This window comes from Bacillus paranthracis, from assembly GCF_001883995.1.
Taxonomy (GTDB): domain Bacteria; phylum Bacillota; class Bacilli; order Bacillales; family Bacillaceae_G; genus Bacillus_A; species Bacillus_A paranthracis.
Genome location: NZ_MACE01000032.1, coordinates 52,580 through 76,012, shown reverse-complemented (window position 1 = coordinate 76,012; position 23,433 = coordinate 52,580). Strand labels below are relative to the sequence as shown.

General features: G+C 36.9%; 21 protein-coding genes. 14 read left to right on the top strand and 7 right to left on the bottom strand.

Annotation, left to right across the window (positions count from 1 at the left end; all coding sequences use genetic code 11):
* Positions 1-158: 158 nt before the first annotated feature.
* From BAQ46_RS13885 to BAQ46_RS13875, 3 genes are all read left to right on the top strand, one after another.
* Positions 159-1,610, top strand: a complete 1,452-nt coding sequence (locus BAQ46_RS13885; protein ID WP_061131314.1) for a SulP family inorganic anion transporter — start codon at positions 159-161, stop codon at positions 1,608-1,610.
* Between the two features lie 65 nt (positions 1,611-1,675).
* The gene (locus BAQ46_RS13880; RefSeq protein WP_048558052.1) at positions 1,676-2,098 is read left to right on the top strand and encodes a universal stress protein; all 423 of its coding nucleotides are present in this window, start codon (positions 1,676-1,678) and stop codon (positions 2,096-2,098) included.
* A 208-nt stretch (positions 2,099-2,306) separates the two neighbouring features.
* The gene (locus BAQ46_RS13875) at positions 2,307-2,432 is read left to right on the top strand and encodes a DUF4027 family protein (protein WP_000738299.1); all 126 of its coding nucleotides are present in this window, start codon (positions 2,307-2,309) and stop codon (positions 2,430-2,432) included.
* 104 nt (positions 2,433-2,536) lie between these two features.
* On the opposite strand, the gene opp4A is transcribed toward BAQ46_RS13875, so the two are convergent.
* From opp4A to glpT, 6 genes are all read right to left on the bottom strand, one after another.
* Complete coding sequence (gene opp4A, locus BAQ46_RS13870; protein ID WP_061131315.1) at positions 2,537-4,318, bottom strand: oligopeptide ABC transporter substrate-binding protein; 1,782 nt, start codon at positions 4,316-4,318, stop codon at positions 2,537-2,539.
* Between the two features lie 14 nt (positions 4,319-4,332).
* Positions 4,333-5,238 (bottom strand): ABC transporter permease, encoded by a 906-nt coding sequence (locus BAQ46_RS13865; protein ID WP_000880733.1) that lies wholly within the window; start codon positions 5,236-5,238, stop codon positions 4,333-4,335.
* Between the two features lie 18 nt (positions 5,239-5,256).
* Positions 5,257-6,225, bottom strand: coding sequence for an oligopeptide ABC transporter permease (opp4B, locus tag BAQ46_RS13860; RefSeq protein ID WP_000265445.1), 969 nt, complete (start codon positions 6,223-6,225; stop codon positions 5,257-5,259).
* 14 nt (positions 6,226-6,239) lie between these two features.
* The gene (locus BAQ46_RS13855; RefSeq protein WP_001196379.1) at positions 6,240-7,166 is read right to left on the bottom strand and encodes an ABC transporter ATP-binding protein; all 927 of its coding nucleotides are present in this window, start codon (positions 7,164-7,166) and stop codon (positions 6,240-6,242) included.
* A complete protein-coding gene (locus BAQ46_RS13850) occupies positions 7,153-8,172 on the bottom strand; it encodes an ABC transporter ATP-binding protein (RefSeq protein WP_061131316.1) in 1,020 nt (339 codons plus the stop codon). Before BAQ46_RS13850 ends, BAQ46_RS13855 begins: the two co-directional genes overlap by 14 nt.
* A gap of 283 nt (positions 8,173-8,455) precedes the next feature.
* Entirely contained in the window at positions 8,456-9,805 is a 1,350-nt protein-coding gene (gene glpT, locus BAQ46_RS13845; RefSeq protein WP_000466372.1) for a glycerol-3-phosphate transporter, read from the bottom strand.
* A gap of 271 nt (positions 9,806-10,076) precedes the next feature.
* Here glpT and BAQ46_RS13840 point away from each other — a divergent pair, with 271 nt between their 5' ends.
* From BAQ46_RS13840 to BAQ46_RS13790, 11 genes are all read left to right on the top strand, one after another.
* Positions 10,077-10,535 carry a MarR family winged helix-turn-helix transcriptional regulator gene (locus tag BAQ46_RS13840; RefSeq protein ID WP_001132356.1) on the top strand — a complete coding sequence of 153 codons (459 nt, stop codon included), beginning with the start codon at positions 10,077-10,079 and terminating at the stop codon, positions 10,533-10,535.
* Positions 10,536-10,554: 19 nt separating this feature from the next.
* The gene (locus tag BAQ46_RS13835) at positions 10,555-12,168 is read left to right on the top strand and encodes an MDR family MFS transporter (protein WP_000437635.1); all 1,614 of its coding nucleotides are present in this window, start codon (positions 10,555-10,557) and stop codon (positions 12,166-12,168) included.
* A gap of 137 nt (positions 12,169-12,305) precedes the next feature.
* On the top strand, positions 12,306-13,277 hold the full coding sequence (rbsR, locus tag BAQ46_RS13830) for a ribose operon transcriptional repressor RbsR (protein WP_071742048.1): 972 nt from the start codon (positions 12,306-12,308) through the stop codon (positions 13,275-13,277).
* Positions 13,278-13,290: 13 nt separating this feature from the next.
* Positions 13,291-14,187 carry a ribokinase gene (rbsK, locus tag BAQ46_RS13825; RefSeq protein WP_071742047.1) on the top strand — a complete coding sequence of 299 codons (897 nt, stop codon included), beginning with the start codon at positions 13,291-13,293 and terminating at the stop codon, positions 14,185-14,187.
* Entirely contained in the window at positions 14,184-14,579 is a 396-nt protein-coding gene (gene rbsD / locus BAQ46_RS13820; protein ID WP_000716155.1) for a D-ribose pyranase, read from the top strand. The genes rbsK and rbsD overlap by 4 nt, the downstream gene beginning before the upstream one ends.
* Positions 14,580-14,597: 18 nt before the next feature.
* Positions 14,598-16,082: a ribose ABC transporter ATP-binding protein RbsA gene (rbsA, locus tag BAQ46_RS13815; RefSeq protein WP_001217681.1), complete on the top strand. Its 1,485-nt coding sequence runs from the start codon at positions 14,598-14,600 to the stop codon at positions 16,080-16,082.
* Between the two features lie 2 nt (positions 16,083-16,084).
* The gene (locus BAQ46_RS13810) at positions 16,085-17,020 is read left to right on the top strand and encodes an ABC transporter permease subunit (protein WP_001074633.1); all 936 of its coding nucleotides are present in this window, start codon (positions 16,085-16,087) and stop codon (positions 17,018-17,020) included.
* Positions 17,021-17,034: 14 nt separating this feature from the next.
* The gene (rbsB, locus tag BAQ46_RS13805) at positions 17,035-17,961 is read left to right on the top strand and encodes a ribose ABC transporter substrate-binding protein RbsB (RefSeq protein ID WP_000758976.1); all 927 of its coding nucleotides are present in this window, start codon (positions 17,035-17,037) and stop codon (positions 17,959-17,961) included.
* Positions 17,962-17,995: 34 nt separating this feature from the next.
* Positions 17,996-18,643 carry a fructose-6-phosphate aldolase gene (fsa, locus tag BAQ46_RS13800; protein WP_000667661.1) on the top strand — a complete coding sequence of 216 codons (648 nt, stop codon included), beginning with the start codon at positions 17,996-17,998 and terminating at the stop codon, positions 18,641-18,643.
* A 478-nt stretch (positions 18,644-19,121) separates the two neighbouring features.
* Positions 19,122-21,521 (top strand): M6 family metalloprotease immune inhibitor InhA2, encoded by a 2,400-nt coding sequence (gene inhA2 / locus BAQ46_RS13795; protein WP_071742046.1) that lies wholly within the window; start codon positions 19,122-19,124, stop codon positions 21,519-21,521.
* Positions 21,522-21,840: 319 nt separating this feature from the next.
* Entirely contained in the window at positions 21,841-22,182 is a 342-nt protein-coding gene (locus BAQ46_RS13790) for a hypothetical protein (RefSeq protein ID WP_061131319.1), read from the top strand.
* Between the two features lie 36 nt (positions 22,183-22,218).
* Here the strand turns inward: BAQ46_RS13790 and BAQ46_RS13785 are convergent, their stop codons facing one another.
* Complete coding sequence (locus BAQ46_RS13785) at positions 22,219-23,391, bottom strand: MFS transporter (RefSeq protein ID WP_000873241.1); 1,173 nt, start codon at positions 23,389-23,391, stop codon at positions 22,219-22,221.
* Between the last annotated feature and the right edge of the window lie 42 nt (positions 23,392-23,433).

Genomic DNA, 23,433 nt, shown 5'->3' with positions numbered 1-23,433 from the left:
TTAATCATTGGGGGGCATCCCCCAATGATTATTAGCCTTCACCAATCGGGCTTTTATGGGCAGTTGATCCCCACCTCACTTCTTTGCTGTCACTGAATTTTGAGGTAGGGTCTTACTGCCCGGCAAATAGCGGGGTAAAAGAGTAGAGGAGTGGTATTTTGTTTCAGACGATAAAAAATGATTGGTTCTCCAACGTGAAAGGGGATGTGCTATCAGGAATAGTTGTTGCTTTAGCGTTAATCCCTGAAGCAATTGCTTTCTCTGTTATTGCAGGCGTGGATCCGACCGTTGGGTTGTACGCAGCCTTTTGTATTGCCGTTACCATTTCATTTGTTGGTGGACGAACTGGAATGATTTCAGCTGCAACAGGTGCAATGGCATTGTTAATGGTAACGCTTGTTAAAGATCATGGTTTGCAATATTTATTTGCTACAACAATAGTAACAGGTATTGTCCAAATTATTTTTGGCGTGTTCAAACTGAGCTCATTTATGAAGTTTGTTCCGAAATCTGTTATGAGTGGTTTTTTAAATTCACTTGGAATTTTAGTTTTTACAGCACAATTGCCACATTTTAAAAATGCAACTTGGCAAATGTACGCGCTTGTCGCATTAGGACTTGTAATTATATATGTATTTCCACGTATTACGACGGCTGTACCGTCTACACTTATTTCCATTATTATTGTGACAAGTATTGCAATTATGAGCGGATTACAGTTAAAAACAGTAGGGGATATGGGAAGTTTGCCGAAAGAATTACCGTTCTTTAGTATTCCAGACGTGCCTTTTACACTTGAGACATTAGGGATTATTTTACCGTACGCAGTTATGCTTGCAATTATCGGTTTACTAGAGTCTTTATTAACAGCTTCAGTTTTAGATGATATGACGCATACGGAAAGTAATAAACATAAAGAAGCACGTGGGCAAGGTATTGCAAACATTGTTGCTGGTTTCTTCGGAGGAATGGCAGGATGTGCAATGATTGGACAATCTGTTATTAATATTAAATCAGGTGGACGTGGACGATTATCGACGTTTGTAGCGGGCGGATTTTTGATCGTATTACTATTCATTTTAGGGGACTATGTTGTTCATATTCCGATGGCAGCTTTAGTTGCGGTTATGATTATGGTTTCAATCGGAACATTTGATTGGAACTCTGTAACAACAATTCATAAAGTACCAAAAGGAAATGCATTTGTTATGATCGTAACAGTTGTGATTGTCTTAATTACACATAATTTAGCATTAGGTGTAATTATCGGAACAGTAATTAGTGCGGTTTTATTTGCATTCAATATGGCAAAGATTCACGTGAAACATTTATATATTGAAAATAAGAAAATATACGAAATTCACGGTCAACTTTTCTTTGCATCTACGGCAGAGTTCATAAATAATTTTTCATTTGAGGAAGATGTAAAAGAAATTGAGTTGAATTTTTCTCACGCACACGTATGGGATGATTCAGCAGTGGCATCAATTGATAAAGTTATCATGAAGTATGAACAAAGTGGCGTGAAAGTAAGTATAACGGGATTAAATGAACGTAGTGCAAAACTTGTTAAAAATTTAGCTACTTATAATAAAAGAATTGCTAGTTAGAAGCCTCCTTTTTAGGGGGCTTTATTATATAATACGAGTAGGATAACGAAAAGGGGATTCAGCATATGTATAAACAAATTATATTAGCATGTGACGGTTCTGAACATGCACTTCGAGCGGCGGAACATGCAACATATATTGCGAAATGTAGCGAAGAAGCAAATGTTGAAGTTGTGTACGTAGTAGATAATAGAACAGCAAAATCAGATATTATACAAGGTCAAACGGATTTAGAAACAATATCGGCTAGTCGAAAAGATAAATTGAAAGAGATTGAAGGGTTATTAAAGAAAGAGAACATTTCTTATAAAATTACGATATTACATGGTGATCCAGGAGATACGATTGTTCAATATGTGAATACAGGAGATATAGATCTTGTTATTGCTGGGAGTAGAGGGCTAAATACACTGCAAGAAATGGTGCTTGGTAGTGTCAGTCATAAAATAGCAAAGCGTGTGAAATGTCCGGTGATGATTATTAAATAAATTGAGTGAAATATTTTGTAGTGTAAGCAAGACCTTGATATAATTCGAGGTCTTTTTTGACGTATAAAAGGGGCGAGTGTGGACATAATAGATACATAAGTTTTAGAAAATATTAACTTACAAATTTGTAAGTTTTTTGTCAGAAAAATCGATGTTATGAAAATTATTCCATTGGTAAAATAAAAATAACGAAGGGGAGATAGGGAGGATGAAAAAGATGAAAGCACTTCAAAATTTATCATATAGCCAAGGTGTCGGTCTTATTTGTTTAGGGGGATTTGCTGCATCTGTTACATTAGCTGTTGTAATAAAGATGATTCATCAAATCTTTTAATTTTAGAGTGGGGAAGGAATTGGTTGTTATTAATAGCACTAAAAAGGTTGTAAATAAAAAATAGCTCCTGGCATGTATATAGATGCTAAGAGCTATTTTTATGATTATTTTTCTACTTCTGGCTTCTCACTTGTTACAGTAACGTCTTTCCAATGTGAAGTTATTTGATTCACTTCAGTGTTGACATTGAAACCTTTCACGCGCTTATTAACACCTGTTAAATCGAATGTGTAATGAATTGGAATCATCGGTGCTTCGTCATGAATTAATTTTTGCCATTTATCGTATACTTCTTTACGATATTTTTCATCAGTAGCTTTTTCTGATAATCCAGCTTCTAATAATTTAGTATTTTCATCATTTACCCAGCGCTGATAGTTAAATCCAGCATTTTTGCCCCATAGACCAGAAAGATCAGGATCAGAACCTGTTCCCCAAGCACCAGAGAAAATATCAACCTTAGGATCATCTTTTTTAATCATATCACGCATAGCATTAAATTCGTGTAAGCGTCCATCAAGAAGTTCTACTTTTAAGCCGATATCTTTCCAAGATTGAATATAGAATTTTGCCAGTGGTTCACTTGTCTCACTACCGTTACTAGCTAGGAAGTTAATTTTAAATTCATTACCTTTTGGATCTTCACGGAATCCATCACCATTTTTATCTTTATAGCCAGCTTCATCTAATAGTTTTTTCGCTTTATCTACATCTAAGTTATATGAACCAACATCGTTATTATGGTACTTTGGCATAGATGGTGGAATTGGAGAGTTAGCTGGAACGCGAAGGCCGTGATATACTTTCTCTGCCAATTTTTCTCTATCAATTGCATGTGCCATCGCTTGACGTAAACGAACGTCTTTGAATTTATCTTTATCCATTACAGCTTCGTTCTTTGCTTTGTCCATATGTCCAAATTTAAATCCGATATAAGTGTAAGCAAGGTCAGTTTTACCAATTAGTTGTGTATTTTTTAATTTACTTACGTTCGGATATTGATCAGCAGTAATTGCTGCAATATCAATATCACCTTTTTTCAGAGATGCACTAACAATAGATGGATTTACAACTTTTAACGTTACATTTTTTAACTTTGGTTTACCAGCCCAATAATCATCGAAGCGCTCATACTCAACTGATTCACCAGGAACGATTTTCTTCACTTTAAATGGTCCGAATCCAATTGGATTTTGACGGATCTTATCAGATTCAGCTAGTTTTTCAATTGGTACATCGCCTAAATATTTTTTAGGTGTAGGATATGTCCAAATACCAGTTTTCAGTGAAGGGTTTACTTCTTTATAAGTAATGGAAATTGTTTTTGGATCGACTACTTTAATACCAGAAATTTTGTCAGCTTTTCCAGTATGATATTCTTCCATACCTTCAATCATTTGCATTTGTGTATCGTAACGGATACCTGTATATTTACTATTACCAATAATTAAGTAAGAATATTCCAAATCCTCAGCTGTTACAGGATTACCGTCGTGCCATTTTACATTATCTTTAACCTTAATAGTAATTGTTTTTTTATCTTCAGAAATTGTATACGTTGCAGCACCGTCATTTGTAATTTCCCAGTTTTTATCTGTAGCTAATAATTGTTCATCAAAGAAATCCATAATTTCTGAATCTGGAGCAACTTCATATAGTACTCTACTTAAAACACCAGCAAAAGGTGAATTTGAAACGAGTCCATATGTTAATGATCCGTCTTTAATCTCTTTAGCATCATTTTTTACAGCAGCACTAAATTTATTTGTTTCTACTTTTTTGGTATTTGTCTTTTTACTACCGCTATCAGCACCCCCACATGCAGACAGTAATAATGTTGAAGCAGCAAGTGTACTTAATACTTTGTACAGTTTTGGTTTGTTCATAACTTCTCCACCCCTTAACCTTTTCTTTGTCTTGCATCAGCCGCACGTTTTAACGCTTGACCAATAAAATTTATACACAGCATCAACACTAAAATCATGATTGATGCGGGTAACCAAATCCACCATTTTTCTTGCAATACATCTGGGTTTGTTGCATAACTTACAAGTGTACCAAGACTCGGTGTGCTTTCTGGTAGACCGAAGCCTAAGTAAGTCAAACTAGATTCAATCCCGATGTTACCAGCAAGATTTAATGTAATATTTACGATAATAATAGAGCTCAAATTAGGTAATATTTGCTGGAAGATAATCTTCCAATTTGGTGTTCCTAATGTTTTAGATGCAGATACGTAATCAAGTTCTTTCTCAGTTAATACTTTAGAGCGTATAAGTCTTGCTTTTCCGACCCATAAGAAAGCGGTCATTATGAGAATAAATGTAGTAATATTGAAAGTTGGAACGAGTGAGATAAATACGATAACAATCATTAAGAATGGTAAAATCATCATAAAGTCGATAAAACGCATGATGATGTTATCGACAACTCCTCCAAAATAGCCAGCAATTAGTCCCATTGTAAGACCGATAAGAGTTGATAAAAGAGTGATGGCTAAACCCACTGTAAAGGAATTACGTGTACCAATAATTAATTGTCCGAAAATATCACGGCCTCCATAATCAGTTCCTAGCCAATGTTCAGCAGAAGGAGGATCATAAATGGCGAACAGATCGACTCGAACGATATCTTCTTGTTTCATAATAAATGAAGTTGTATAAACGGCTATTAATATTAAAGCTAAAAAGAATAGGGAAAACATTGCTAGTTTATCTTTACGAAATTCTCGCCACATAATGGAGAAACCAGAAGGGCTCTTTTCGTAATGAATGACCTCAGTTTGTTTTTCAGGATTTGCTAACATAACGTTTCTTCACCTCCATTAATCAATACGAATACGTGGATCAACGATGCTTAGAATAATATCGGAAAGAAGAGTCCCGAGTAGCGTTGCGAATCCAGTAAATAATACAAGAGCAGTTACGACACTGAAATCACGTTGAGTGATAGATTGGAAAAATAGTTGTCCAATTCCTGGGTAGCCGAAAATATTTTCTAGAATAATAGAGCCACCAACTAAACCTGTAATTTCATATCCTAAAAATGCTGCAATTGGTAAAAATGAATTTCGTAAAATATGTCTGGAATATACTTTAGATTCTGGTACACCTTTTGCTTTTACTGTGCGTACAAAATCTTTATGTTTCGTATCAATAATTTCACTTCGTAAATATTGTACAGTTCCTACAGTGCCAATTAATGCCCCAGATAAAGCTGGTAAAATCATATGATTTAATTTACTTAAATAGTAATCAAATGATCCGGCTGCCACTTGTGGATCAACGCTACCACTTGTAGGGAAGATCGGGTATAAAAAGCCGAATAAGAATAACATTACTAATCCGAAAATAAATAGGGGTGTACCAAATCCTAAAAAGTTATAGAGTGTAATGAGTCGGTCAGCCCACGTATCATTCCAACGCCCACTTATAACGCCAAGTGGAATGGCGATTAAATAAGTAAGAATAAGAATTAGAAGAGCTAACAGCACTGTATTACCAAGGCGTTCCCCAATAATATCTGTTACTTGTATTTTATGTGCGTAAGAAATACCGAAATCTCCTTGTACGGCGTTTGAAATCCACCTTACATATTGTGTGGGAATAGGATCATTTAACCCAAGTTTCTCACGTTGTTCTTCAATTACTTTTGGATCGGCTTTTGGGTTTGCTAGTTCAGCGCCACTTAATGCATCACCTGGCATTGCTTTAGCAAGTGTAAAGACGAGTACGCTTAATACGAATAATTGCGGTATCATAACTAAAATCCGGCGTAATATAAATTTCCACATGTTTTATCACTCCCTTATGGTAATGCCACCCGGTGAGTTGGCGAGATTGGTTTTAAATCGTAAGCACGTCCATTTTCATTGAAATAATTTTCGTATGATTTTTCGTACTCGGCGCTTACTTCACGGCGCAATTTACGCTGTTGTTCGCGGTTTTCTGGACGAATGTCAGGAATAGCTGATATTAGGCGCTTCGTATAGATGTGCTGTGGATTATTATAAATTTCAGCACTAGTTGCTTCTTCCACAATGCGTCCGCGATACATAACACCTATACGGTCACACATATGGCGAATTACACCTAAATCATGACTAATAAATAAGTATGTTAGTCCGAGTTCGGATTGTAAATCTTGTAAGAAGTTTAAAACTTGCGCTTGTACTGACACGTCAAGTGCAGATACAGGTTCATCTGCGATAATAAGCTTCGGTTTTAGTGTAAGTGCGCGTGCAATACCAATCCGCTGTCTTTGTCCACCGGAAAATTCATGTGGGTATTTATAAATAGACTCTGGATTTAAGCCAACTTTATCAAGATAATCTTGAACAGCTCTACGCTCTTCATCAGGTGAGAGTTTCTCAAAATTCCGAAGTGGTTCAGCTATAATATCCATAACACGTTTCTTCGGGTTTAAGGATGAATAAGGATCTTGAAAAATCATCTGAATATCTTTTCGTTGCTCTCTTAGTTCTGAGCGACTTAATTTTGTTAAATCTCTATTATTAAAATGAATGCTACCGCCTGTTGCTTTTGTTAAGTGCATAATTGCTTTTCCAGTTGTTGATTTTCCGCTCCCAGATTCCCCAACGATTCCGTACGTTTCGCCAGGTTGTAGTTCGAAGCTTACGCCATCAACAGCACGAACGTAATCTAATGTACGACCGAAAACACCACCTTTAATTGGAAAGTGTACTTTTAAATCTTCTACTTTAAGCAGTGCCATGAGTTACGTCATCTCCTTTCTTATCTTGGAAGTTAAAATGTTTGTAGCAAGTGCAACGTACCCAATGGTCTGGTTTTACTTCATGTAAAACGGGATTTTCTTCATGTTGATCAGGTCTAATCCACGGAATTCGTGCTTGGAATCGACAACCTGTGCGAGGTAACTTAGCTAATGTCGGTACAACACCTTGAATAACATGTAATTTTTCCTTTTCAGCATACGCAGATGGAATAGAGTTTAATAGAGAACGAGTATATGGGTGAAGAGGGTTATTAAAAATTTCTTCAACTTTTCCTGTTTCTACAACTTGTCCAGCGTACATAACGACGATACGATCAGCTGTTTCTGCGACAACACTTAAATCGTGAGTAATTAAAATAATGCCCATTTTCGTTTGTTCTTGAATAGATTTTAGTAAGTCTAAAATTTGTGCTTGGATGGTTACGTCAAGAGCCGTTGTTGGCTCATCTGCAATAATAAGTGCTGGGTTGCAAGCAATTGCAATTGCGATAACAATTCTTTGTCTCATTCCGCCAGATAATTCGTGTGGGTATTGTTTATATGTAAGTTCTGGTTTTGGAATACCAACTTGATGAAGTAGTTCTAAGGTGCGTTCTTTCTTTTCAACTTTTGAAAGGCTTGTGTGGTAGTCTAAATTTTCTTCGATTTGTTTTCCAACTGTCATAAGAGGGTCGAGTGCTGTAAGAGGTTCTTGGAAAATCATGCCGATGTTTGATCCGCGTACTTTATTCATCTCTGCGGCTGACATAGATAGTAAATCCTTATCTCTATAGTTAAGCTGCCCTTGTAATTTTGTATTTGCTTCATTATGCAGTCGCATAATGGAAAGGGCAAGTGCACTTTTTCCGCAACCTGATTCACCGACTATCGCGACAATTTCATTTTCATGGACAGTTAACGAAACATCATCAACTGCGGCATGATATTGATCTTGTATGCGAAAGGAAGTCTGTAAGTTTTCAATGCGAAGAAGTGGATTCTTCATGGCTATCCCTCCATCTTTCTGAAAAGACTAAATATTTTGCATGTTGTTGTTATTTTAATATAAATTGACAATGTTTGACAAGCATAAGTTGAGAAAATATTCAAAAATCTTTTTATATAGAGATTGGATGCATGTATATAAGTAGTTGAAGTACTTTGAAAACGCTAACATATATAAGAGAGGGAAATAAATCTTTTGTAAGAAAAAAGTATTATATGTAGAAAAAAGAGAGGCGTTCTGGAAAGAACAGCCTCTCTTTTTTTGATAAGAATAATATTAGTGCTTAAGCTTGCTTTTGTTTTGGAGATCCTGTCTTTAAAGTAAGAGCAAGGAAGAACATTGCAAGTACACAAGATACAAGTAATAAGATGAATCCGCCATCCCATCCGAATGCATCGACGATAAAGCCCATAGCGGCACTAGCGAAAGCTGCTCCGCCTAAGTAACCGAAGAAGCCAGTTAATCCAGCTGCAGTTCCAGCCGCTTTCTTTGGTGCTAAGTCAAGAGCGTGTAGACCAATTAACATAACAGGTCCGTAAATTAAAAATCCAATTGCAACAAGTGCAATACTATCAACCATTGGGTTACCAGGAGGGTTTAGCCAGTACACAAGAACGGCGATAAATACACCAACCATAAATAAAATACCAGCAGGTGCGCGGCGTCCTTTAAATAGTTTATCACTCATCCAGCCGCAAAGAAGTGTACCTGGAATACCAGCCCATTCATATAGAGCATAGGCTGTACGTGAACTACTATGAGTAAAGCTTTTTTCTTCTACTAAATAAGTAGGAGCCCAGTCTACAACACCGTAACGTACGAAATAAACAAAAACGTTCGCAATAGCGATGTACCATAAAAATTTATTGTTTAGTACGTATGTAAATAAAATTTCTTTTACCGAAAGTTCGCGTTCGCGATCTTGTACTTTCTCATCTGGTGGATATTCTCCAGTATGTTCTTCAATAGAAGGTAATCCGCAAGATTGAGGTGTATCTCTCATCGTAATTAATACATAAATACCAACTAAAATTGAAAGAATACCTGGGAAGTAAAATATACTCTTCCAGTCATTTGCAAAGAAATATAACCCTAATGTTACAAGGGAAGGCATAAGTGCGCCACCGACATTATGAGCGACGTTCCAAATAGACATTTTTGTACCACGTTCACTAATAGAGAACCAGTGAACCATTGTACGACCACAAGGAGGCCATCCCATCCCTTGCACCCATCCATTTAAAAACTGAAGTACAAACATAAGTATAATGCTCGTTGTAATGAAAGAAAATGAGCCGAAAATAATATTAATGATACCTGATAAAAATAGTCCAGCTGCTAAAAAGTAGCGAGGATTACAACGATCGGATACGATACCCATAAGAAATTTACTTAATCCGTAAGCGATAGAAACTGCTGAAAGGATAACCCCAAGTTCCCCTTTACTAAAGCCTTGTTCAATTAAGTATGGCATTGCTAGTGAAAAGTTTTTTCGAACAAAGTAATAACCTGCATAGCCGATGAAGATACCTAAAAATACTTGTAAACGTAGTTTACGGTATTCACTATCAACGCGGTCAGCTGGTAAGCGTTCCGCGTGGGGCGCAGGTTTAAAGAATTGTGTAAAAAACATAAAATGAAAATCCTCCCCAAATTAATTCGAAGTGTCGTAAGTCAGAGAGAATATAAAAAGGCCATGAAATATAAAAAAGTTTCCTTTTTTATGATTCATAGCCGTGTACTCCGATTCTCCGTGACTGTCAATATTAACTTCGTCGAAAATTATACAACTTTGTGACAAAAATGTAAACGTTTTTATAAATAAAAACGTTGACGGATTTTATTCGTCGGATTAATATTTAAATACATTAAATATTTTATTGTTTAAATAAGAGGTGGATAACATGCCAAATGATATGATGCATATCGATAAAATTCAAGCTCTTGCCTTTTCAATTGGAAAGAAAATGCAGACGGAGTTATTAGAACAAATGCAAGCAACAGGACTTACACCACCGCAGTTTTATATTTTAAAGATTTTAGATCATTATGGAGCTTCAAGGGCGACAAAATTAGCAAAAAAGATGTATGTAAAGCCTAGTGCAATTACAGTGATGATCGATCGCTTAATTGACCAAGAGCTTGTAGAGCGTTATCACGACAAAGAGGACCGTCGTGTTGTCGTCATTGAGTTAACCAAAAAGGGGAAAGCTAGAGTAGAAGAGGCAATGACCGCTCGTAATGAGCACATTGCAAAATATTTCTCACATTTAGAATTACAAGAAAGAGAAGATTTGTTACGCCTCTTTGAGAAGTTAGAAACAATTATTTGCGGGACACAAGAGAAAAAAGAGAATAACTAAGAGGAATTGAGGAGATTACATGGAGCAACAAGAAAATATAAATAGAAAGTTGTTGTTAATCGGTTTAATCATTGCGATGCTATTTGCTGCCTTAGATGGAACAATCGTTGGTACAGCAATGCCGCGTATCGTCGGTGAACTAGGCGGATTAAGCTTAATGACGTGGTTAACAACAGCTTATATGTTAACATCAACGACAGTTGTACCAATCGCAGGTAAATTAGCGGATTTACTTGGCCGTCGTAACGTATATATAACAGGGCTAGTTATCTTTATGGTTGGCTCAGCATTATGTGGTATGGCAAATGGTATGACAGAATTAATTATTTTCCGTGGTATTCAAGGTCTTGGTGGCGGTATTATGATGCCAATGGCTATGATTATTATCGGAGATATGTTCACGGGGAAAGAACGTGCGAAATGGCAAGGTATTTTTGGTGCGTTATACGGTCTTGCTTCTGTAATTGGACCACAAGTGGGTGGTTGGATTGTAGATGCAGTGAACTGGAGATGGGTATTCTACATTAACTTGCCAGTTGGTATTTTAGCAACAATCTTTATTGCAATGGGATTAAAATCACATAAACAAACAGGACCAATTAAAATTGATATCGCTGGGATCTTTACGATGATTCTCGGTGTTGTAAGTTTATTACTTGCATTAACGTTTGGTGGAAAAGATTACGCATGGGATTCTTGGCAAATTATCGGGTTATTTGCATTAGCTTTAATTGGTATCGTTAGCTTTGTTATCGTTGAAACGAAAGCGGAAGAACCAATTTTACCGATGCATTTCTTTAAAAATCGTACATTTACATTACTAAATGCGATTGGATTCTTTATGAGTATTGGAATGTTCGGTGCGATTATGTTCGTACCATTCTTCATGCAAGGAATTGTAGGAGTAAGTGCTGCTGAATCAGGAACAATTATGACGCCAATGATGATTACAATGATTGTGATGAGTATTATTGGCGGGCAACTTGTATTAAAAGTTGGTGTAAAACCACAAATTATTACAGGAATGCTTATAATGGCTGGAGGGTTCTGGTTATTAACAACGATGGATATGCACACAACTAAATTGACTGCTACTTCTTATATGATGGTTATCGGTTTAGGAATGGGCCTTGTAATGCCGACATTAACATTAGCGTTACAAGAAAGCTTCCCGAAAAAGGATCTTGGTGTCGTAACATCATCAAGTCAGTTCTTCCGTCAAATCGGCGGAACATTTGGTATTACAATTTTAGGATCAATCATGAATAACACTTCAGGTACAACGTTAACAAAAAATTTAGTACCTGTATTAGATACATTCCCAAAAGAAGCGGGACAAATGGTAACGAAATTTAAAGATATGATTCATACAGATCCGCAAGGCTTATATTCAATGTTATTTAGTCCAGAGGCATTAAAACAAATGCCAGAAGCATTCGCTAATAGCATTGTACCAATTTTGAAAAACTCTTTAGTAGACTCACTTCATACTGTATTCTTAACAGGATTAGTATTTATCGTAGTAGGCGCTATCTTTACGATTTTCTTACAGAAGATTAAACTGTCAGATCGTAAAAAAGATGCTGAAGAGCCAGCTACAGAGGAAAAAGAACAAACTGTATCCTATTCGTAATGAAAAAGCATCGCCTTATGGCGGTGCTTTTTTGAGTATAACCTTAAAAGCTTTTTCGTGAGAAATGATTGACGTATTTCTAGAAATACGTTATATTATTTTCTGTAAACGGTTACATGAAATGGAGAGGAAAGAAAATGAGTACGATTAAAGACGTTGCAAAATTAGCGGGAGTATCTGTTGCGACCGTTTCCAGAGTGTTAAATAAAAATGGATATGTTCATGAAGATACTTTAAAGAAAGTAGAACGAGCGATTGAGATGCTAGACTATAAGCCTAGTACAGTAGCGCGTTCACTGTATAATAAAAAATCTCGTTTAATTGGCTTAGTTGTTCCAAATATCGTGAATCCATTCTTTCCAGAAGTTGCACGTGCCGTAGAAGATGTAGCGCATAAGCAAGGGTATACAGTTGTACTTTGTAACTCTGATGAAAGTTTAGAGAAAGAAAAGCAATATATTGATGTACTTAGGCAAAATAATGTAGATGGATTTATTGTAGCGACAAATCCACAAAATAGTGTGAATTACATGAACTTGTCAGTACCAGTCGTTGCAATTGACCGTATGTTTAATGAGCGTATACCTGCTGTGTATGCAGATAACTATGCGGGAAGTCAGGTAGCGACAAAGTTATTAATAGATAAGGGCTGTAAACATATTGCACATATTCGTGGACCGCGTGACGTAAGTACAGCTAATGAACGTTTTGAAGGCTTTGTAGACGTTATTACGCAAAATAATCTTTCTTATATGATTGCAGAGAGTACATTTGATCCAGCTAATAGTGAGCGTGTAGCGGTGGAACTATTAGAAGAATACCCGCATATTGATGGAATTGTTGCTGGGAATGATTTAATTGCAATAGGTATCGTAAAGGCTGCGCTTCAAAAGGGGATTTCTATTCCGGATGATTTACAAATTATCGGATTCGATGGAATTTCTTTAACAGAGATGATGTATCCATCTATTACAACTGTTGCACAGCCAATTTATGAAATGGGGAAAGTTGCAACAGAACTGTTGTTAGAGCAGATGGAAGGAAACGTATTAGAAGAGAAACATTATCGTTTACCGATTGAAATTATAGAACGAAATACAACGAAGTAAGGAGATGAAATAGATGCCAAATATTGCAGTAGTAGGTAGTATTTCAATGGACTTAGTGGCCGTTTCAAAAAAACGTCCGAAAGCAGGGGAAACAGTAATTGGTGAAGCATTTCATACAATTCCAGGAGGGAAAGGAGCTAACCAGGCGGTTGCTGCAGCTAGATTAGGCGCAAATGTAGCGATGGTTGGAGCGGTAGGAGACGATAATTATGGAACTGTAGTTAGAAAAAATTTAGAGAACGAACGCGTTTTTATCGACTATGTGGTACCGGTTACAGATGCGGCGACAGGAATTGCTCATATCGTTTTAGCAGAAGAGGATAACAGTATTGTTGTCGTGCAAGGAGCGAATGCTCTTGTCAATGAGTCGGTTGTAAATCGTTCAAAAGATCTTCTTATAAAAGCTGATATGGTTGTGCTTCAACTAGAGATTCCGCTTGAAACAGTAAAATATGTATTAGCTATTTGTGAGGAACACAAAATCCCGGTTATGTTAAACCCAGCGCCAGCACAAGTGTTATCAGAAGATATTTTAGAAAAGGCAACTTATATTACGCCAAATGAACATGAGTGTCGCATCGTATTAGATGATTTCACATCACCAATTGAAGAGTTACTGGCTAAATATCCAAACAAACTATTGATGACAGAAGGTTCTAACGGTGTACGTTTCCATAATGGTACGGAGATTGTACATGTTCCTAGCATTGCTGTTGATGTAGTAGATACGACTGGAGCTGGTGATACATTTAATGGTGCATTAGCAGTTGCGCTTTCTGAAGGAGAAATACTTCAAAAAGCAATTCGTTTTGCGAATATTGCTGGTGGTCTTTCTGTAACGAAACTTGGGGCGCAAGGCGGTATGCCAACGAGAGATAAAGTACGTGAAGTGCAGGTGATTGTCGGATGAAGAAGCACGGCGTATTAAATAGTGAGATTGCATCAATCCTTGCTTCACTTGGGCATACGGATACGATTGTAATTGCTGATTGCGGTTTACCAATTCCTGACGGAGTAAAAAGAATTGATTTAGCTGTTGAAATAGGAAAACCTAGCTTTTTAGATGTATTGCAAGTGGTAGCTGATGATATGGCAATTGAAAAAGTGACGTTAGCAGAAGAGGTTATTAACAATAATGCGGAAATAAATAAAGAGATTGAGCTGAAATTAGTAGAGCCAGCGTTTGAATATGTATCTCATGAACAATTTAAGGAGCATACAAAGAAAGCGAAGGCCATTATTCGTACAGGCGAGGCTACGCCTTATGCCAATGTAATTTTACATGCAGGCGTGATTTTTTAATAAAGGGAAGTGATGGGAATGCGTATTGAAATGAAAAATATTTCAAAGGCGTTCAATGGAAATCCTGTTTTGAAGAATGCACAATTTATGATTGAAACAGGAGAAGTCCATGCATTGATGGGGGAAAATGGAGCGGGTAAATCAACGCTCATGAAGATTTTAACAGGTGTATACAAAAGAGATGGTGGAACGATCACGATTGATGGACAAGAACGAACTTTTAAAAATGCGAAAGAAGCTGAAGAGTACGGTATTGCATTTATACATCAAGAATTGAACATATTACCGAATTTAACAGTAGCTGAAAATATGTTTCTCGGTAAAGAGTTAATGTATGGGAAGACAGGTATTTTACGTACGCGCCAAATGAACGCGATTGCGCAGCAGCAACTAGCAGAGTTAGGATTACATGTAAAAGGAGCTATGTTGGCAGGAGAGTTATCGGTTGGACAACAGCAAATTATCGAAATTGCGAAAGCACTAATGACAAATGCAAGCGTTATTATTATGGATGAGCCTACTGCGGCACTGACGGATCGTGAAATCGAAACGCTCTTTACAGTAATCAATAAGTTACGTAAAGAAGGTGTTTCATTCGTGTACATTTCGCATCGTATGGAAGAGATTTTCTCAATATGTGATGCTATTACGATTTTGCGTGATGGAGAATACGTGGGAAAGAGATTAATTCCAGAAACATCATTTGATGAAGTAGTGAGTATGATGGTGGGGCGCAGCATTGGTGAACGTTACCCAGAACGAAATAGTCAAATTGGCGATGTGATTTTTGAGATGCGTAATGGAACGAAAAAAGGGAAGTTTGAAAATGTATCGTTTCAGGTGAGAAAAGGTGAAATCCTTGGTGTTGCTGGTTTGATGGGAGCTGGCCGTACAGATATTATGAAAGCGATATTTGGATACGAACCTTTAGATTCTGGCCAAATTTTTATAAATGGACAAGAAGTAAAGATTGATAGTCCGATAGATGCGATTAGACAAAGAATCGCTTTCATTACAGAGGATAGAAAATCTGAAGGATTAGTGTTAGATTTCTCAATTCGGGAAAATTTGGCTTTAACGAATTTAGAAAGTCTTTCAAAGGGGAGTGTCGTAAGTAACGAACTAGAACAACAGTTTACGGCGGACATGATGAAGCTTCTTAATGTGAAAGCATCTAGTGGAGAGCAAGCGGTAAAATCTCTTTCTGGTGGAAATCAGCAAAAGGTTGTAATTGCAAAATGGCTAGGTATCCACCCGCAGTTACTCATTTTAGATGAGCCAACAAGGGGTGTTGATGTTGGAGCAAAAAAAGAAATTTACTCTATTATGAATAAGCTTACCGAAGAAGGAGATGCCGTTATTATGGTATCATCTGAGCTTCCAGAAGTTTTAGGGATGAGTGATCGCGTTCTTGTTATTCATGAAGGAAAAGTCGGCGGCATTTTAGAGAAAGATGAGGCATCACAAGAGTCTATTATGGCACTAGCTACAGGGGGAGAGTAAGGATGGCTAAGAAGGGGAATGTATTACAACAACTTGGGTCTTTAATTGGACTAGCGCTAATTATTGTAGTAATTACGGCTTTAAATCCAGCGTTTATTGAAATTCCAAATTTATTTAATATACTGCGTCAAGTATCGATTAATGCGCTTATTGCATTCGGAATGACCTTTGTAATTTTAACAGGGGGTATTGACTTATCGGTAGGTTCTATTTTAGCATTATCAAGTGCACTTGTTGCTGGAATGATGGCAAGTGGCATGGACCCGTTCCTTGCGATGGCAGTTGGATTATTAGCTGGTCTTGTAATGGGAATTGTAAACGGTATCATCATAGCGAAGGGAAAAGTAGCTCCATTTATTGCGACTTTAGCAACAATGACTATTTTTCGCGGGTTGACGCTTGTTTATATGGACGGACGTCCGATCACTGGTCTTGGTGATCATTTAATGTTCCAAATGTTTGGCCGCGGTTATTTTCTTGGTATTCCAGTACCAGCTGTTACAATGATGATTGCTTTCGCAGTGCTGTACTTCATTTTGAAGAAAACGACATTTGGTCGCCGTACATTTGCAATTGGTGGAAATGAAGAAGCAGCAGCATTATCAGGTATTAATGTTACGAGAATTAAAGTAATGATTTACGGTCTTTCCGGAATTTTGGCAGCGCTTGCAGGTATTGTCTTAACATCACGACTAGATTCTGCACAGCCGACTGCAGGTACTTCTTACGAATTAGATGCAATTGCAGCAGTTGTATTAGGTGGAACAAGTCTTTCTGGGGGAAGAGGATGGATTGTTGGTACATTCATCGGTGTACTTATTATCGGTGTACTAAATAACGGTTTAAATTTATTAGGTGTATCTTCTTTCTTCCAACAAGTTGTAAAAGGACTTGTAATCTTATTAGCTGTATTAATTGATCGTAGAAAAGAAGCGTAATGGAGGGACAGTTCATGAAGAAATGGTTACTTATACTCGTTGCATGTATTATGGTCATTACTGCTGGTTGTTCAATGGAACCGCCAGAATGGGCAAAGGATTCTAGCGATAAAGGTCGAAATAAAACTATTAAAGTTGGATTCTCTGTTTCAACTTTAAATAACCCCTTCTTTGTAACTTTGAAAAAGGGGGCAGAAAAGAAAGCGAAAGATAGTGGCATCGAATTGATTGCTGTTGATGCGCAAAATGATGCAGCAAAGCAAACGAACGATGTTGAAGATTTAATTCAAAAGGGTGTCGATGTAGTTGTTATTAATCCGACCGATTCAGATGCTGTTGCTTCAGCGGTAAGTGCAGCAAACGCAGCGAATGTTCCTGTTATTACAGTAGACCGCGTTGCGAATTCAGGTAAGGTTGTTTCTCACATTGCATCTAATAATATCGAAGGTGGTCAAATGGCTAGTGATTACATTCGTGAATTAGTCGGCGAAGGAGCAAACGTTGCTGAGTTAGAAGGAATCCCTGGATCGTCTGCTGCTCGTGAACGTGGGAAAGGATTCCATAACGTAGCGGATAAATCTTTAAAAGTAGTTGCTAAACAAGCGGCTGATTTTGATAGAGCAAAAGGATTATCTGTTATGGAAAACATTTTGCAAGCGAATAGCGACATTAAAGCCGTGTTTGCGCACAACGACGAAATGGCATTAGGGGCACTTGAAGCATTGAAGTCTGCTGGAAAAACGGATGTAGTCGTTGTTGGATTTGATGCAACAGAAGATGCTGTGAAAGCGGTTAACGATGGGCGTATGGCTGCAACAGTTGCTCAAAAACCGGAATTAATCGGAGAGAAGGCGATGCAAACAGCAAAAGAGATCACGCAAGGTAAAAAAGTGGACAAATCTATTCCGATTGAATTAGAGCTTATTAAGAAAAATAAATAAATATAAAATGAAAATTAGGAAGGAAGAATAACAAATGAAATTCTTTATTGATACAGCAAACATTAACGAAATTAAAGAGGCAAATGCATTAGGCGTATTAGCTGGAGTAACGACAAATCCATCACTTGTAGCAAAAGAAGGCGTAGACTTCCACGAGCGCATTCGTGAAATTTGCAACGTTGTAGAAGGACCTGTAAGTGCAGAAGTAATTAGCTTAGAAGCAGATAAAATGATCGAAGAAGGAAAAGAGTTAGCGAAAATTGCTCCAAACGTTGTTGTAAAAGTTCCAATGACAACAGAAGGTTTAAAAGCAGTAAAAGCGTTCTCTGACTTAGGAATTCGTACAAACGTTACATTAGTGTTCTCAGCAGTTCAAGCATTACTTGCAGCTCGTGCTGGTGCAACATACGTTTCACCATTCTTAGGTCGCTTAGATGATATCGGTCATAACGGTATGGACTTAATTCGCCAAATCGCAGAAATCTTTGCAATTCACGGCATCGAAACAGAAATCATCGCAGCATCTGTACGTCACAGTGTTCACGTAACTGACGCAGCATTAAATGGTGCACATATTGCAACAATCCCAGCAAACGTAATTGCTTCATTAGTGAAGCATCCACTAACAGATCAAGGAATTGAGAAATTCTTAGCTGATTGGGAAAAAACACAAGAGAAATAATAGAAAATCAAGAATCCTAGTTTAAGTGACTAGGATTCTTTTTTTGTATTTAAAAGAATTTTCATGCAATTTTGCATATTGTCTTTTAAATTTGTTATATAAACTATTTAATATATACAAATCACTCTTTATTTTTCATATTTTGATATAGACAGATAGAGAGTCTGACCAGAAAACTGGAGGGCATGATTCTATAACAGAAAGCTTAATGTTTATAGAATTATGCCTTTTTATCCCGCATTAACGGTCAGTAAGACTCCCACCTCAAAATTCAGCTGGGGCAAAGAAGTTAGGTGGGAAATCAACTGCCCGTAAATGCCCGATTGGTTCAACTAATAATCAGTGGGGATGAACAAACTCCCCACTGATTAAAGTTTCACTTTATATAGGGAGGTCAGAAAGTAGAGCTTTTGATTTAAATGCACTTATTTATCCCACTTTATCTGAATTTTAAGTTTTATAAAAGGAGAGAAATGAAATGAGAAGAAAAGCGCCATTTAAAGTGTTATCGTCATTAGCAATTGCGGCAATTATCGGATGCACATCTGTAATGAGTGCTCCATTAGCATACGCAGAAACGCCAGCAAAAGAGAAAGAAAATGTGTCTACAACACCAATTGATTACAATTTAATTCAAGAAGATCGTCTAGCGGAAGCGCTGAAAGAAAGAGGAGAAATTAATCCAGCATCTTCTAAAGAAGAGACGAAAAAGGCTGTAGAGAAATATATTGAAAAGAAACAAGGGGATCAGGCAAATAAAGAAATTCTTCCAGCTGATACTGCTAAAGAGGCATCTGATTTTGTGAAAAAAGTAAAAGAGAAAAAAATGGAAGAAAAGGAAAAGGTAAAGAAACCTGAAAAAAACGTTAGCCCTGAGCAAAAGCCAGAACCAAATAAAAAGCAATTAAATGGGCAAGTTCCAACATCTAAAGCAAAGCAAGCGCTGTATAAGGGATCTGTTCGAACGGATAAGGTATTAGTGTTACTCGTTGAATTTAGTGATTATAAACATAATAATATTGATCAAACACCAGGGTATATGTATTCGAATGACTTTAGTAGAGAGCATTATCAAAAGATGTTATTTGGTAATGAGCCGTACACGTTATTTGATGGTTCAAAAGTAAAAACATTTAAACAATATTACGAAGAGCAGTCTGGTGGTAGTTATACGACAGATGGATATGTAACGGAGTGGCTAACAGTTCCAGGAAAAGCATCTGACTACGGTGCTGATGGTAGCAGTGGTCACGATAATAAAGGTCCGAAAGGTGCACGTGATTTAGTGAAAGAAGCTTTACATGCAGCTGCTGAGAAAGGATTAGATTTATCTCAATTTGATCAGTTTGATAGATATGATACAAATGGTGACGGGAATCAAAATGAGCCTGACGGTGTAATTGATCATTTAATGGTAATCCATGCTGGTGTTGGTCAAGAAGCTGGTGGAGGTAAATTAGGCGATGATGCCATTTGGTCACATCGTTCAAAATTAGCAGTAGATCCAGTAGCAATTGAAGGAACAAAATCAAAGGTAGATTACTTTGGTGGAAAAGTAGCAGCACATGATTACACAATTGAACCAGAAGATGGAGCAGTAGGTGTATTTGCGCATGAATTTGGACATGACCTTGGCTTACCAGATGAATATGATACGAAATATACTGGAACCGGTTCACCTGTCGAAGCTTGGTCATTAATGAGTGGGGGAAGTTGGACAGGGAAAATTGCAGGAACAGAGCCAACTAGTTTTTCACCACAAAATAAAGATTTCTTACAAAAGAATATGGGTGGCAACTGGGCAAAAATTTTAGAAGTAGATTACGATAAAATTAAGCGTGGTGTAGGAGTTCCTACATATATTGATCAAAGTGTTACGAAATCAAATCGTCCAGGTGTTGTACGTGTTAACTTACCAGGCAAAAGTGTTGAAACAATTAAACCGGAGTTTGGAAAGCATGCATATTATAGTACAAGAGGCGATGATATGCATACAACATTAGAAACACCGTTCTTTGATTTAACAAAAGGAACAAATGCAAAGTTTGATTATAAAGCAAATTATGAGTTAGAAGCAGAGTGCGATTTTGTTGAAGTGCATGCAGTAACAGAAGATGGAACGAAAACATTAATTGATAGACTTGGAGAAAAAGTAGTCCAAGGAGATAAAGATACAACAGATGGGAAATGGATTGATAAGTCATACGATTTAAGTCAATTTAAAGGGAAAAAGGTAAAACTGCAATTCGATTATATTACAGATCCAGCAGTAACGTATAAAGGTTTCGCGATGGATAATGTAAATGTAACAGTTGATGGACAAGTAGTGTTTTCTGATGATGCAGAAGGAACATCAAAAATGCAGTTAAATGGATTCGTTGTTTCTGATGGAACAGAGAAAAAAGCTCATTATTACTACTTAGAGTGGAGAAACTATGCGGGATCAGATAATGGATTAAAAGCCGGAAAAGGTCCAGTGTATAATACAGGTCTTGTCGTTTGGTATGCAGATGATAGCTTTAAAGATAACTGGGTTGGGGTGCATCCAGGTGAAGGATTCCTTGGTGTTGTAGATTCGCATCCAGAGGCACTTGTTGGCAATTTAAACGGAAAACCAACTTACGGTAATACAGGTATGCAAATTGCAGACGCTGCATTTTCATTTGATCAAACACCAGCATGGAGTGTAAATTCATTCACACGTGGACAGTTTAACTATTCTGGATTACAAGGCGTTACAACTTTTGATGATTCAAAAGTATATAGTAACAACCAAATTGCAGACGCAGGAAGAAAAGTTCCGAATCTTGGACTTAAATTCCAAGTTGTTGGACAGGCAGATGATAAATCAGCAGGCGCTGTTTGGATTAAACGTTAATAACAGAAAAGCACATTCTTCATATGGAGAGTGTGCTTTTTAAATTGTACAGTAAGTTATTATTTTAGCTGATGTAATACAAGTGTCTGTTTATATGTAGTGTATCAAATTATGTAGGGAAAGGAAATATTTCCGAGGAAATTGTCGAAGTATCGTTGGTATTGATACACTTTTTTTGTAAAAGAAGAACTGTAGTATTGCCATTACAGTTTAATTTATTTACATTGTTACTTGGCTATACACAAAAGTAATATATTCGGCAATAAAAGAGCGCTACTTGGATAGTGCTCTTTTTTATGAATAGAAAGGAGTGAGTAAAATGAAAGAAGTAATTGAATGTCCACAGTGTGAAGGGAATATTACTGCGCAACATATTATGGATCTCCCGCATCCTTTTTCATTCAGGTGTCCACATTGTAAAGTGAGGCTAAAAGAAATGAGGATCACACCGTGCTTAATATTAGCAGCAATTTGTATAATCCCACTGTTTATTATAATTGGAGAGAGTATTAAGGAATTATTAGTAAAGTATTTTTCTATTATAGACGATGTACCAACTGTACTTATTTTCTTCTTATTTTGTTATCCATTGTATTATCTCTATGAAAAATATAATGCCATATTGTTTATTAAATACGGCTTATTGAAAGTTAAAAGTTGAATAGAAGTTTATCATTAAAAAAAGACAATGATGGAATTATCCTATCATTGTCTTTTTTACTTTGTCTCTGCCTTTTACTTTGCTTCTTACATAAATCATACCGGCAAATGTTAATAAGAAGGCAGTTCCAATAACGAAGCTGACGCTAGGGGATGCCCCGATTGCTCCAACTGTAAAGGATCCAGCAACAACGCCTAACGAGAAGAAAGCATAAAACAATCCGAATGCTTTTCCGCGTTTATCATCTGTCGTATTTTCAACAAGTAATGCGTTTATCGATGGGAAAAGGATAGCGAATCCAATGCCATAAATCATCATAACGATAAAGAGCATGCCTTTTGTTGCGAATAATCCAAGTAAAGATAATGCTAATGCCATTACTGCAATACCAATTAACATTAGTTTTGAACGATTAAATCGATCGTAAATACGATTTGTTGGCAGTAAGAAGAAGAGGATAGCGGTAATGCCGAATACACTTAACATCATGCCTGTTGTAGATGCTTTAAGGGCTAATGCTTCAACCTTTACTGGTAACATATAAGTGACAATTCCTTGTGAAAACATGAGTGTGAAAGCACCAATATATGCCTGTAATAACGGTTCTGATTTCAATAGTTCAAACATATCTTCTTTGTTCATCATTTGTGTTCTTGAAGTATCTTTTCTTGATACGTTATTTGGTAAGAAGAAGAGAGATACAATTGTACCAAGAACCATTAAAATAGAAATGGTAATGAACACCCACTCTATACCGGCAGTTGCTTTCATAATTCCGCTAAAAGCAGGTCCTACAATTGCCGCTGTTCCAACTGCAGCCCCAGATAGAGCCATTGCCTTACCTTGCCTTGCTGCATTTGTTTGTTTTGATAAAAACGTAAAGGCAGCAGGAATTAAAAATCCATCACTAAAGCCATGCATAAAGCGCACAACTAATAGTTGTTCACCACTTTGAACAACAGTGTATAACAAGACTATGAAACTCGTAAGTCCCATGCTTATATAAAGTATTTTTTTTGCACCAAATTTATCGACAGCAGCGCCAGCAATAATATTACCGATCATATTAGCGAATGAGTACATGCCGACAACTAGCCCAATAATAAGAGGGGATCCTCCAAGACTTTGAGCGAACGTACTCATAATAGGTAATTGTGAAAACGTATCTAGAAACGCTACGATAACAATAAAGTAAATAAAATATTTCAAGCGATATTCACCTCTCCTATGCTATTATGGCATAATGCGAAT